This is a genomic window from Alcaligenes sp. HNGD-HTN06 (genome assembly GCF_049932565.1).
In the GTDB taxonomy this organism is placed as follows: Bacteria; Pseudomonadota; Gammaproteobacteria; order Burkholderiales; family Burkholderiaceae_B; genus Alcaligenes; species Alcaligenes ammonioxydans.
This window is the reverse complement of record NZ_CP187782.1, coordinates 3,199,318-3,212,134: the sequence shown is the minus strand read 5'-3', so window position 1 is coordinate 3,212,134 and position 12,817 is coordinate 3,199,318. Positions and strand designations below refer to the sequence as shown.

The 12,817-nt window shown below is 58.3% G+C and carries 12 protein-coding genes and 1 riboswitch; of the genes, 5 read left to right on the top strand and 7 right to left on the bottom strand.

The features are described 5' to 3' along the window. Window positions 1-89 precede the first annotated feature (89 nt). Together ACOZ42_RS14685 and rfaE2 are read left to right on the top strand one after the other, a co-directional pair. Window positions 90-959 (top strand): ferritin, encoded by an 870-nt coding sequence (locus ACOZ42_RS14685; RefSeq protein WP_003802080.1) that lies wholly within the window; start codon window positions 90-92, stop codon window positions 957-959. Window position 960: 1 nt separating this feature from the next. Next, window positions 961-1,443, top strand: coding sequence for a D-glycero-beta-D-manno-heptose 1-phosphate adenylyltransferase (gene rfaE2 / locus ACOZ42_RS14680; RefSeq protein WP_003802078.1), 483 nt, complete (start codon window positions 961-963; stop codon window positions 1,441-1,443). 332 nt (window positions 1,444-1,775) lie between these two features. Here the strand turns inward: rfaE2 and ACOZ42_RS14675 are convergent, their stop codons facing one another. From ACOZ42_RS14675 to ACOZ42_RS14655, 5 genes are all read right to left on the bottom strand, one after another. Next, the gene (locus tag ACOZ42_RS14675) at window positions 1,776-3,098 is read right to left on the bottom strand and encodes a TolC family outer membrane protein (RefSeq protein ID WP_240209292.1); all 1,323 of its coding nucleotides are present in this window, start codon (window positions 3,096-3,098) and stop codon (window positions 1,776-1,778) included. A gap of 15 nt (window positions 3,099-3,113) precedes the next feature. Next, entirely contained in the window at window positions 3,114-3,794 is a 681-nt protein-coding gene (locus ACOZ42_RS14670) for a protein-L-isoaspartate O-methyltransferase family protein (protein ID WP_003802073.1), read from the bottom strand. 74 nt (window positions 3,795-3,868) lie between these two features. After that, complete coding sequence (locus ACOZ42_RS14665) at window positions 3,869-4,564, bottom strand: 5'-methylthioadenosine/adenosylhomocysteine nucleosidase (protein WP_426345307.1); 696 nt, start codon at window positions 4,562-4,564, stop codon at window positions 3,869-3,871. 40 nt (window positions 4,565-4,604) lie between these two features. Continuing rightward, window positions 4,605-5,423 (bottom strand): bifunctional hydroxymethylpyrimidine kinase/phosphomethylpyrimidine kinase, encoded by an 819-nt coding sequence (gene thiD / locus ACOZ42_RS14660; protein ID WP_003802069.1) that lies wholly within the window; start codon window positions 5,421-5,423, stop codon window positions 4,605-4,607. Window positions 5,424-5,430: 7 nt separating this feature from the next. Further along, complete coding sequence (locus ACOZ42_RS14655) at window positions 5,431-6,237, bottom strand: thiazole synthase (RefSeq protein WP_003802067.1); 807 nt, start codon at window positions 6,235-6,237, stop codon at window positions 5,431-5,433. Between the two features lie 560 nt (window positions 6,238-6,797). Here ACOZ42_RS14655 and ACOZ42_RS14650 point away from each other — a divergent pair. From ACOZ42_RS14650 to ACOZ42_RS14640, 3 genes are all read left to right on the top strand, one after another. Further along, window positions 6,798-8,024: a porin gene (locus ACOZ42_RS14650; protein WP_426345306.1), complete on the top strand. Its 1,227-nt coding sequence runs from the start codon at window positions 6,798-6,800 to the stop codon at window positions 8,022-8,024. Window positions 8,025-8,405: 381 nt separating this feature from the next. Further along, window positions 8,406-8,723, top strand: a complete 318-nt coding sequence (locus ACOZ42_RS14645; RefSeq protein WP_426345305.1) for a hypothetical protein — start codon at window positions 8,406-8,408, stop codon at window positions 8,721-8,723. Between the two features lie 189 nt (window positions 8,724-8,912). Beyond that, window positions 8,913-9,485, top strand: a complete 573-nt coding sequence (locus ACOZ42_RS14640; protein ID WP_426345304.1) for a TonB-dependent siderophore receptor — start codon at window positions 8,913-8,915, stop codon at window positions 9,483-9,485. Between the two features lie 59 nt (window positions 9,486-9,544). Here the strand turns inward: ACOZ42_RS14640 and ACOZ42_RS14635 are convergent, their stop codons facing one another. Beyond that, on the bottom strand, window positions 9,545-10,585 hold the full coding sequence (locus ACOZ42_RS14635) for an ABC transporter substrate-binding protein (protein ID WP_426345303.1): 1,041 nt from the start codon (window positions 10,583-10,585) through the stop codon (window positions 9,545-9,547). Window positions 10,586-10,654: 69 nt separating this feature from the next. Beyond that, a complete protein-coding gene (locus tag ACOZ42_RS14630) occupies window positions 10,655-12,499 on the bottom strand; it encodes a TonB-dependent receptor domain-containing protein (RefSeq protein WP_240209286.1) in 1,845 nt (614 codons plus the stop codon). A gap of 69 nt (window positions 12,500-12,568) precedes the next feature. Next, window positions 12,569-12,732, bottom strand: a riboswitch (cobalamin riboswitch). Between the last annotated feature and the right edge of the window lie 85 nt (window positions 12,733-12,817).

Sequence of the window (12,817 nt, the reverse complement as noted above, 5' to 3'; positions counted from 1 at the left end):
AGCGTATTGCTAAGCTGGCGCTTTCCGGCGCCTTCCGGACGGTAAATGGCCGCCCTCAAGGAACCGCTTGATTCTTTTTAGGAATCGTTATGCTTTACCATGACTTATTTAAATCCATGGAAGCGGTGCGCTGGAATTTTGCGCATGACATACCATGGGATGATTTTGACGGCAGCAAGCTGAGCGACGAGCAGGCTTACACCATCAAAATGAACGCCATTACCGAGTGGGCTGCCTTGCCGGCAACCGAGATGTTCCTGCGTGACAATAAAGATGACAGCGATTTTTGCGCCTTTATGTCCGTATGGTTCTTTGAGGAGCAAAAACACTCACTGGTTCTGATCGAGTACCTGCGCCGTTTCCGCCCCGAGCTGATGCCTACCGAAGAAGAGTTGCATAAAGTGCGCTTTGATTTTGATCCGGCACCCGCCATGGAAACCCTGATGCTGCACTTTTGCGGCGAGGTTCGCCTGAACCACTGGTACCGTCGTGCCGCAGACTGGCACACCGAACCTGTCATCAAGGCCATTTACAAGATCGTGGCCCAGGATGAGGCCCGTCATGCCGGTGCGTACCTGCGCTATATGAAGCGTGCCCTGGTACACAAGGGCCAGGAGTTCGGTCTGCAAGCCCGACTGGCCTTCTCCAAGATTGGAGTGCTGATGGCGTCGGCGCATCGCACGGCCCAGGCATTGCATCCCACCAACTTGCACGTCAACAAGGCCATGTTCCCGGAAGATACCGTGCAGTCCAAGCTGCCTTCACCCGGCTGGCTGGAAAACTGGCTGGATACGCAGATTCGTTTTGACAAGGAGTGGGAGCATAAAGTCAGCTCGCGTATCCTGCACAATATGTCCCTTTTGATGGGCAGCTCGTTTGAAACCGTTCAGGAATTGAACCGTTACCGTAAGGAACTGGCTCGTCAGGTTGGATCGGACTCGTCCCTGGTGCAGGCTTGATATGAGTGCGCGTTTCGAGGCCAAGGTGCTGGAACTGCAGGCGTTGCGTGAGGCTGTGGAGCAGGGTCGCCTGGCACGTCCGCTGGTCTTTACCAATGGTGTGTTTGACATCTTGCATCGCGGGCATGTCAGCTACCTGGATGAGGCCGCGCAGCTGGGTGCATCACTGATCGTAGGGGTGAATACCGATGCGTCGGTACGCCGTTTGAACAAAGGCCCGGAGCGCCCCATCAATTCCGAACAGGATCGCGCCGCCTTGTTGGCTGCCTTGGCTTGCGTGGATGCCGTGGTCCTGTTCGATGAGGACACCCCGGAAGCCTTGATTGCCGCCCTGCGCCCAGACTTGATCGTCAAGGGCGGTGACTACGATATGGAAGCCTTGCCCGAAACGGCACTGGTGCGTAGCTGGGGAGGCGATGCCGTCGCCATTCCCTTTGAGTTTCAGCGTTCCACGACAGCACTGGTCAAGAAGCTGCGCGACTGAAAGCGAAATACAAATGGATGTGTTTAATCCCGGCTTGGTCTGGGATTTTTTTTGCTTGCAAGCAGGGAGCTCGAGGGTCTGCTGATGCCCAGGATGGTTTAGTGTTTGATAGATGCCGGAGTATTGGGCCCAAGCCAGACAGGACTGCTCCTGCGTTTATCAGTGGCTGAGCAAGATGTGATGCGGCCCTCGTGCTTGATCTGGTGGGCTGGGCGTATGTGTCTCGGAGGCAGATATTGAGCGTATGTATGAGTTCTCGAGTCTGGCTGGAGAGGTCATGCTTCTAGGGCCAGATTGCGGTGCCTGGTTCGTGTCTCTTGCCAGCGCAGGCTTCAGGATGCCGGTTCAAGCAGATCGTTGACAGCACGCAGGTCGTTTTCGTTCAAGGTGCCACTGGCGGCTTTCAGACGCAGACTGTTCATCAGGACCTCGTAGCGGGCTTGTGCCAGACTGCGTCGGGCTTCATAAAGCTGCTGCTGAGCATTGAGTACGTCGATATTGACGCGCACACCGACCTCGTATGCCAGCTTGTTGGCCTCCAGTGCATCTTGGCTGGATTGGGTGGCCGTTTCCAGTGCTTTTACCCGCACCAGACCAGTGGTGACACCCGAGAAGTACTGGCGTGTCTGCTGAAGAGACTGCTGAATGGCGAATTGGTAGTCGTAGCGGGCCTGCTGCAGCCGCGAGCTTTGCTCACGAACTTGAGAGCGGGTCTCACCCCCCCGGAAAATGGGAATGCTCAGCTCCAGACCCAGCGCGCTGTTTAAGGAGCGGGGGCCACCGCCGGTTTGGCCGAACAGGGTTTGGTCACTGCCACTACCTGTCTGGGCTTTCAGTGCCAGGGTAGGCTCATGCAGTGCCTGGATGCTTTTCAATTGCTCTTCGGCTGCTCGCGCCTTGATCTCCGCCAAGGCAACGCTCAGGCCAGATTGACGGGACTGATCGAGCCAGTCCTGAAGATTTGCGGGCTGGGGAGCAGGCAAGACCAGGGGGTCACGCAGGCGAGCCAGTGTTTCAGCGCGTTCCAGCGTCAGTGCTGCCAGTTTGTCTCGCGCTACCTGCAAGGCATTTTCCGCCTGAATGACGTTGGCACGGGTCAGGTCCAGCCGTGATTTGGCTTCGTAGGCGTCGGTAATGGTGGTGCCGCCCAGCTCAAAGTTCTGCTCGGCCGCGCGTAACTGCTCCTCAATAGCAGCCTGCTGGGCGGTCAGGGTAGAGAGCGTGTCTTGCGCGGCCAGCACATCAAAATAATGCTGGCTGACGCGCAACATCAAGTCCTGCCGCTCCAGGCTAAGCTGAATATCGGCTCCTTGCGCCAGTAACTGAGCACGTTCGTAGCGTGCCCAGGCATTGCGGTTGTAGATGGGCTGGCTCAGCGTCAGCGTCCAGGCGGCCCGATTGCTGGCTTGTTGATTGGATAGCTGGCCGGTCTGACGGCGCTCCTGGAGCTCGGCCGTACCAATCGCACTGATGTGTGGCAATAATTGCGCCCGGCTTTGCGGAACGAGTTCCTGATCCGCCTGACGGAGCGCTTGGGCGGCGCCAAATTGGGGTTCACGAGCCAAGGCCTGATTCCAGGCCTGCAACAGATCCTGCGCCTGGGCGGTGCTGCTCAAGGCAAGCAGCGAGCACAGCGCCAGTCGCACGGAAATCATGCACCGCATGCGTGCTTAAAAGCGAAACTGCGAAACCGCGGTGCCGCGTAACGGTTTGATCCAGGTATCAAACAAGGGCGTCGTCTCAAAGCTGGCTGCGCTGGTGCGAGTGATGCGCACTGCCGTCATGACCGGATTCTGACCGACCACCACTACCAGGCGCCCGCCGATACAGAGTTGATATTTCAGGGCGTCAGGAATGACAGGGACTGAGCCAGTGACCAGAATGGCGTCGTATTCGGTCGTACCCCAGCCAGCATGGGCGTCGCCCACTTCCACCTTGACGTTGCGCACATTGTTACGCTGCAGGTTCTCCTGAGCGAATGCGGCCAGCTTGCTGTCGATCTCGATAGAGGTCACTTGCTGCGACAGGTGGGCGAGCAACGCCGCCTGGTAGCCCGAGCCAGTACCGATTTCCAGTACGCCGTCGCTGGGCTGCAAGAGCAGTTCCTGCGTCAGGCGGGCTTCCACTTTGGGCGAGAGCATGGTCTCGTGCGTGTCCACGGCATTGATGATCAGTGGCAGCTCGGTGTCCGAAAAAGCCGACGAGCGCAAAGACGGGGGCACAAAGCGTTCACGCTGGACCGCGACCAACGCTTGCAGCACGTTTTCGTCGGATACGTTCCAGGGACGGATTTGCTGCTCCACCATGTAGTAACGGGCACGTTCGAGTTCAGACAGCGCAATATGGTTCATAGCTTCCAGAAAACTAAAGGCTTGGCAAAGAGCCGATTATAAGCCAGCGCATGGATAAAGATGCGCGCTTGGGCTTAGCAGGACGGCACCATCGCATGCAGCAAAGTGCTGGCGTTACTGACGGCAATGGGCAAAAAGGTATCAAAATCCATGTGTGCCTCGTTGTTGGCATTGTCCGAAATACTGCGTATGCAGACAAAAGGCACGGTATTCAGATAGCACACCTGGGCAATGGCGCCACTTTCCATTTCACAGGCGATAGCGTCAAAGGTGGTGCTCAACCACTGTATTTTATCGTTACATGCAATAAATTGGTCGCCGGTAACAATTCGGCCAGTATGAACCCGATGCCCTTCGATTTGCTGGGCTGCGGTTTGGGCTATCGCCAGCAGGGCCGGGTCCGCGGGAAAATCAAAGGTATCCAGGCGAAAGACCTGTCCGGGCGCCAGCCCCAGGGCTTTGAGCTCCACATCGTGCTGGACCAGGGTATCGGCAATCACAATATCGCCAGGCCGGATGCTAGGTTCAACGGCGCCGGCGATTCCGATATTGATGATGCTGCCTACGGAAAACTCCGAGATCAGCATCTGGGTGCATGCCGCGGCATTGACTTTGCCCACGCCGCAGACCACGGCGACGACGGGCTTGCCCAGATAGCTGCCGCGATGAAAGCTCATGCCAGCGCGCTGGATGGTCTGTGGCGCTTGCAGGCGCTCCAGCACAATCTCCAGCTCCTCGCGCATGGCGACAATAATTCCAAGTGTAGACATAAGACAGGGGCCATCAAGCGGCCCGATCAAACGGCACGTATCAGGACGATGGCCACAGTTTATGGAAATGGTGTACCGGGCCGTGGCCGCTGCCCACCGTCAGCTCACCCGAACGGGCGATGGCTTCGTACAGGTACTTTTTGGCCGCCAGAGCGGCATCAGGCACACGGTCGTATTGGGGCAGCAGGGCTGCCAGCGCTGCCGACAGGGTGCAACCGGTGCCGTGGGTATTGGCAGTATCAATACGCCGGGCCGGCATTTCTATCATTTTGTCGCCATCATGCAGCAAATCGATGCATTCTGAGCCGGGCAGATGGCCGCCTTTCAGGAAAACCCAGCGTTCATCGCTGTGGTTCATCAGACGGCGCAGACGCTCGGCTGCCTGGCGCATTTCCTTGACGGTCTCTACCGGCCGGGCGTTCAGCAATACACCGGCCTCGGGCAGGTTGGGCGTGATCATGGTGCACTGGGGTACCAATTGTTCACGCAAGGCATGCACGGCGGATTTTTCCAGCAGATGATCGCCACTCTTGGCGATCATGACCGGGTCCAGGACCAGATGCTTGGGTTTGAATTGAGCCATGCATTCGGCCACCACCGTGGTGACGGCCTCCTGGCCCAACATGCCGATCTTGACGCCATCAATGCGTACGTCGGCAAACAGAGTGGTGATCTGCTGGCGTACAAATTCGGCGGGAACCGGACTGATGCCGCTTACCCCTTGGGTGTTTTGTGCCGTCAACGCGGCAATGACAGCGGTGGCATAAGCGCCCAGGGCGCTCATGGCTTTCACGTCAGCCAGAATACCGGCGCCGCCGGAGGGGTCAACTCCGGCAATGGTCAGCGTATTGGGAATCATGTCTCGTTCAGGTACGGGAGTGAATCAGCCCTTCGGTTGGGGAGCTGGGGTCGGCATCGTAGTATTTGCGCGGCACGCGGCCCGCCAGATAAGCCTGGCGACCGGCTTGTACCGCCAGGTTCATGGCGCTGGCCATCAGGACAGGCTGCCGGGCGCCAGCGATAGCGGTATTCATCAAGACGCCATCACAGCCCAGTTCCATGGCAATGGCGGCGTCCGAAGCGGTGCCTACGCCAGCATCCACCAATACCGGCACCTTGCTTTGATCGATGATCAGGCGCAGGTTCCAGGGGTTGATAATGCCCATCCCCGAACCAATCAGGGAGGCCAGAGGCATGATGGCGACACAGCCGATGTCTTCCAGCATCCGTGCCTGGATAGGATCGTCGGCACAGTACACCATGACGTCAAAGCCTTCATCCACCAAGGTTTTGGCGGCTTTCAGGGTTTCAGGCATATTGGGAAACAGATTGCCGGAGTCGCCCAGCACTTCCAGCTTGACCAGCTTGTGGCCGTCCAGCAGTTCACGCGCCAGGCGCAGGGTGCGCACGGCATCCTCGGCCGTGTAGCAGCCGGCGGTGTTGGGCAGCAGCGTGTATTTGGAAGGCGGCAGGTAATCGAGCAAGTTTGGCTCGTTGGCATTCTGGCCGATATTGGTGCGGCGAATAGCCACAGTCACAATCTCAGCGCCGCTCGCTTCAATCGCCTGACGCGTCTCATCAAAATCTTTGTATTTACCGGTGCCTACCAATAACCGGGATTGGTAGTGGGTTCCGGCCAGGATAAAAGGATCGTTGTTCACTGTTTGGGTCATGGTGGTGCTTTGTTGCGCATCCGTGCCTGTGGACGGATCAAGAATTGGTTTTTTGCTGGGCAAACATTGCAAGAATAATCCATTTGGGCGGGGCCCGCAGGAAAACCCTTAGGCGGCCTTGCCGGTGCGGGGCAGGGAGGCGGCTCGGGCCAAAGCATGACCCGATGTGCTGGCCACATTGGGCTGTCGACCGGGCAACGCTATACCTTGGCATAGTCGCCTTATGTTCAAGTCTATGCAGACAGGCCTAATGCCCACTGGCTCTGTCAGGGCCGCGATGCGAAAATCCTGTTGCTCCTGATGCACGGGCCTGCCAAGCAGGGTGGGTCTGCCCACACCGGTCGGTTCCAGCGCCGGGTCAGAGTCTGCGGGGGATGGAGTTGGTGGGCGTTTTCCCGTTTGTAGCCGTCCTAAGGCGCAATCAAGGGATCGGACAGAGGGTCGGGCTGGGCACGTCTGAGATGATAAATAGCGGTTTTTGTTTTTTACGATGACAAGAAAGCAGCTCGTGTCCAAGCCGGGCTGGATGGCTGTCCTTGTATCACGAGCGAGAGGTGCGCATGAACCCGACCGAGTCTTTTTACCCTGACCCCAGTCTGTTTGCAGAACCGGCTTCAAGACACCTGAGGCACCGTGGCCAGGGTCATGGGGTCTGCCACGCCCGGCCTTTGCGTTTGCGCAGTACTTATTGGGTGGTGTGCGTGGCCTTGGGCGGGCTTGGTGGCGTGTTGGTGCCGGGTCACAGTGATGCCGAAACCTCCGCGCAGCTCTATGGCACTGTGGATGCCGGTTTGGGCTGGACGCATGTGAGCGGTCAAGGCTCGCAACGAGGCGTTCTCAGTGGCGGACAGGCAGACTCCTTGTGGGGGAGTCGGGGCCAGGACTCTCTGGGGGAGGGGGGGCGTGCCACCTTCAATCTTGAAAGTGGCATTGATCTGGCCACAGGACGGGGCGACGAGTCGGCGCGGCTATTCAACTACCAGGCCTGGCTGGGGCTGGGGAGCGATCAGTGGGGTGAACTGCGGTTTGGACGTCAGCACACCGTCGGTCAGGAGTTTGTCTCTGCTATTGAAGTGGGCTCCTGGAAAGACTTCGGGATGGGGGCGTTGATGCGTGCCTCGGACAATTATCAGGTCTCTCAGCAGCTCAGCTGGCGTAGCCCACAGTGGGCGGGCCTGCAGCTCGGACTGAGCTACAGCGGCGATGTTGGCGAGCAGAGCCTGTCTGGTTTGGCTGATGCGCGCACAAAGCTATACAGCCTGGCGCTGCGTTATGAGCAGGGCCCTTGGTTACTGGCAGCCAGTCATGAGAGTTTGAGCCGGATCGAATCCAATCGGCCCACCGCCTTGCAGTTGGGGGCCAGCTATGACTTCGGATTTGCTCGTGTGGCGGCAGGCTGGAGTCGTCAGAGCAACGGTTTTGTGGGCTTGAATGGCGATGAAGGCCCGACGTATTGGCAGCAGAGGGGGCTGGGTGGCCTGGGGCCGACGGAGTTTGTTCAGGGCGGCCGCCTGGATACCTGGTACGTGGGCTCGGCCATTCCGCTTGGCAAGGGCGAGGTTCAGTGGCAGTGGTCATTGGGGCGCCCGAACTGGAGGTGGGAAGCGACCGGGGAACAGGCTGGCCGCCTCCAGGTGATGTCTGTCGCTTATGTGCATCCTTTGTCGCCGCGCACCAGCCTTTATGTCTTTGCGGCCCAAGGGCGGCGCTATGACATGGAGACAGCCGTCCATGTCAGTGAACCGCGTACCAGCCGTGTCGCTCTGGGTGTGACCCATCAATTTTAAGCCACGCCAGTTTGTCGGTCGCCCAGCTGGAATGGGCAGTTTGGCCGCGGCACGACACTGGCCAGCCTTTGCAGGCGAACGGCAAAAGGAGGTATCCCTAAGTATAAAAGGGATGTCCAAAGGGTGAGGCCACGTAGGCCAATGCCTTGCAGACAAGCCCTGGGGCACGATGCGAAAATAGTGCCGGTTCGGAAAACCTTCGGATCTTCTTGTTTAACCACTCAGGTTTACAACGCAATGGACCCTGATCCCTCTTCATGGCTTTGTCCCTGTTCCAGGGCGGCCTTCTTAATGACCAATCAAACGGACGCCGGACCACGAAGCGGGCTTCTCTAAGAAGATGAGCACTCTTTCTGGACCCCGGGTCTGAAGGAGAATGCTATGTTCCGTCTCACGCTGTTTCGCTCTGCTCCCTGCAACCTGGCTTTGCAAGAAGCGCTGCGTCAGGCTGCCACCCGCCAGCGTCAGGATTATTTGCTGGAGCTGCTGCAAACACACGGCGCCCGCGAATACGCTTATGCGCTCAATGATCTGTCCGGGCGCGCCATTGAAAACGTTCTGGCGACGTTGCCTACTGTGGAGCGCAGTCAAGTGCTCAAGCATCTGTCTCGGCGTGCTCAAACCCGTCTGGATGATGTGGAGGGCTTGCGTCGTCAACCTACCCATGCGGTATTGACCCTGCCGTCCTTTGTGATGTGAGAGTGCAGCAAGCCTACGCTGAGTGTGGCTGGTTCTGAGGATGGTCCACCAGCCCGCGCTTCGCTTTACCTCGTTTGCGGACCCACGGGGACGGTTAATGTGCCGTCCCCGTTGATTGGACGTCCTGTCTGGCGCTGTACGCTTTTTTGTCTTTATTCCCCTCTACAAGCCAATTACAGCAAGGAAGAGATGTGCGAGACCGGCGTATGGGTGCCTTACTTGGGGGCTGTTTATGACCTTAATGACAACTTCTCGGTCTACGCCAGCTACACCACGATTTTCCAGCCTCAAGACCTGCAAGACGAGAGCGGTCGTGTCCTGGACCCCTTGCGCGGGGATAACTCTGAGGTTGGGCTCAAAGGCGAATTCATGGAAGGTCGACTGACGTCCAGCCTGGCTTATTTTCAGCTGCGGCAGGACAACTTCGGTAAAGAAACGAGAGGACGTACGCCCTCGGGCGGCATCGCGTATGGAGCGGTGCCTGGCGTGCGCACCCATTGGGTAGAGTTCGAGCTGGCGGGTCAACTGACGTCGCAACGGCAGATGCATGCGGGTTACGCTTACAAGCTCTCGCGCCAGGACGGCGATAACGTGTCCATCTTGTCACCCGAGCATCAGTTCAAGCGCTACACCACCTATGATTTCGAGGGCGGCTGGAAGGGACTGACCTTGGGCGGTGGCGCACGTTGGCAAAGCAAAACGTGGGGGGAGGTCAGCCGGCCCGGTTACGCCGGTCAGGTACAGCACCTACACCTGGGGTGAGCCGCGCAATATGATGCTGGCAGTGAAGTATCAGTTTTAAGCGGCAGAAGAAAAACCGTTCAAAAAGCCTGGGCCCGATAGCGGTCCAGTTGTTCGCACAACTGGCGAGTGGCCTCTATCAGCCTTGGGCCGGGACGGTACAGGGCGTCCGGGTTCAGGTTCAGTAACGCGTGGGGACTGAGCCCCAGATGCTTTTCCCAGAACAGATGGCGCGCGCGCAGCTGGGCGGGGTCACGGTAAGCCAGGATGACCACTTGCGGACGCTTGTGCAGAACGTCTTCCAGACTGATAGCGGGTGCGACGGCGGCGTGGCGGGCGTAGATGTTCTGCGCTTTGCAAATGCTGAGCACATCCTGGATCAAGGGGTCGCGGGCCAAGGTGTACAAGGGTTCGGAGCCTATTTCCAGAAATACGCTGACGGTGTGGCCCAGACGGCTATTCTGGCGCAGGGCTGCGATTTGCTGGTCCAGCAAAGCGGCGGCAGGCACAGCGGCCTCGGCGGTGTCCAGACGGTCGCCAGCCAGACGGATGAAGGCGGGAATATCGTCCAGTGTCTTGGGGGCGGCAAAGATCAGGCGGATCGAGGCTTGTTGCAATTGTCCTTGCAATTCAGGTCCGATCTGGTTGGGCTGCCAGGCCCAGACCTGGTCGGGTTTAAGCGCCAGCAGTCGTTCGGGGTTGACCCGCAAGGCGTCCCCAATGCTGGGCAGATCCTTGGCAGCAGGCGGGTAGTCGCTGGAACTGTCGACGGCGATCAGGCTGTCTTGTGCTCCAGCCGCAAACAGGATCTCAGTGATGTGAGGGGCCAGACTAATTGCGCGTGCGCGGGCTGTAGCGACGGTTGGTGAGGATTGGGTTTCCTGATCGGTCGTGGCGTTTTGTGTTTCTGTATCTTCTTGCTTGTTCTGTATTTCTGGCGTGCTGTGTTCCGTGCTGGTCTGTATCTCGGGCTGTACTTGAGTCTGCACCTGTGCTGGGGCCGGGACGGGCAATGCCAAAGGCAGCACGAACAGGCAACGCAAGCTCCACCGCCGCAGTCCGCTCCAGACAGAGCGCTTGGCGGGCTGTAGACGACAAGTCGCAGGCAAAGAGGGCATCATGCAGCCTCCGTAAATGGCACGGCCCCTGAACGGGGCCGTGCCAGAATTGACCAAGGCCAAGTGAACAGCTTACATACGCCAGGCAAAGTTCAGGAACACGCTGGAGCCAGCGTTGTTATAACCGCGAGCCAGGGTGTAGTCCTTGTCGAACACGTTGTTCCAGCGCAGCTGGGCTTCCAGGCTGGAGGTCAGCGGGTAGCTGGCGGTCAGGTTAAGCAGACCATAGCTGCCCAGACGTTGTTCGTTTTTCGCATCGTCATAACGGTGGGAAGCGAACAGGTATTCAGCGCCGGTTTTCAGATCCCCGAACGTGTGTTCCACGGCCACTTTGTAGTTTTGCTTGGCACGGCGGATCAGTTGCTTGTCCGTATTTCTATCCTTGGGGTCGGCAAAGTCGGCGCTGGCACTCAAGGTGGTGTCGCCCAGTTGCTTGACGGCTGTCAAGGTCAGGCCCGTGATCCGTGCTTTTTCCGTATTGCTGGTTGTGCATTCGAAATTGGCATCACACACATAGGGGTTGATCATGTCGCGGATGCGGTTCTGGTAGACCACCATCCCCAGTTGGGTCGTGTCGTCGGTATAGCGGATATGGCCTTCCACATTGCGTGATTTCTCCGGTTTCAGGTCCGGATTGCCCTGAAAGCCCCAATTGTAGGGCGAGTACAAGTCCGCGAACGTAGGTGCACGAAAGCCCGTGTTGGCGGCGACACCTACTGTCCAGTTGCTGGTGATGTCTAGGTCATAGCCCAGGCCGCCCGTCACCTTGTTGCCATAGCCACTTATATTGTCATTACGCACGCTGGCTTGCAGGTGGTGTTGATTAATATCGCCACGGTAAATCAGGGCAAAGGCATTGGTGTTGCGCTTGTCGTCCTTGTGCACGGTGCTGTGGCTCATCCGTTCTTCCAGACGTTCGGCCAGCAGGGAGACGGTTTGACCCTGGGCGACAGTCAGGTCGTTTTGCCAACTGTATTGGCGCTGCAAGGTAGCGTATCGAGCGGCAAAAGCCCGGTTCTCTACGGTTTCTTTGCTCAATGAGGCGTTCAGGCGGCTGGTCCACTTTTCGGACAACTGGTTGGTGCTGGTCAAACCATAGGCTTGCTGGCGGGTCTGTGTGCTGGGGGTACGGCGCTCGAACAGACCGTTGTCGAACTGACCATCCATGTAGCTGTTGATAGCGGTCAGCCCCAAATGCTGGCCTTTTGACCACTCATATCCCAACGAGCCGTTCAGCCCGTGCTGGGTGTAGCCGTTTTTGTCGGGGTTGTAACTAAAGGACAGGGGATTGGTGGCATTGAAGCCGTCGCTGCTACCGTAGCTGGAGGCCAGGCTGTAATCCCAGCCTTGGGCCGCACCAGAAAAACCGGCGCTGGCCTTGAAGGTATCTTGCGAGCCCAGGCCCATATTTCCCCAGGCGCTCAAGGCACGTTCGCCGCCGCCTTTTTTGGTGATGATGTTCACCACCCCTCCGATGGCATCCGAGCCATACAGGCTGCTGCCGGCGCCACGCACAATTTCAATGCGCTCGATCAGGGCTGGATCAATTGCCTGCCAGTTCACCGAACCACTGGCAGAGCTGTTGATGCGCATGCCGTCGATCATCACGCGGGTATGTTGCGGGTTGGTGCCGCGCAGGTAGACGCCGGTTGTGGTTTGTGGGCCACCGCTGCTGTAGATTTCTACTCCGGGCTGACGCTGCAAAATATCGGCGACGCTGCTCTGGCCTGCTTTTTGCAAGGTTTCCTGATCAATGACAGTGACGTCACCCACCACGTTTTTCAGTGGCTGTGCCAGGCGGCTTGGCGTAACCACAATGTGATCCAGCTTGGTGACAGAAGTGGTTTGGGCCGTGGCGATCAAGGGCAGGGCGCCCGCCAGGGCGACCATCAAGGGTCTGATGGACAGTAGAGTCATGGAGATTCCTGTGAGATGTGCGTCCCCGCACATCGATAAGCGAAGCTGTCCACGGGAGGACGGCCGTAAAGTCAGGGTCAGAAGCAGGCTGGTGTCGGGCTTTGCGCGTAGCAGGTACCGTTGCGGGGGCAGCACGTTTGGCAGTTTCAGTATGAACCGCTCACGTTTCCCATTTGACTTTCCCAGGCCCAGCGGAGTGTGGGCCGGAAAGCACCTCTTTCCGAGCCGAAAATGTTACATGCCGTGGGGGCAAAGGTTAAGTGTTTAGGTCGGATTTCCCGTACAAAGCGCTACAATTGTGGCGCCAATCCACCATTC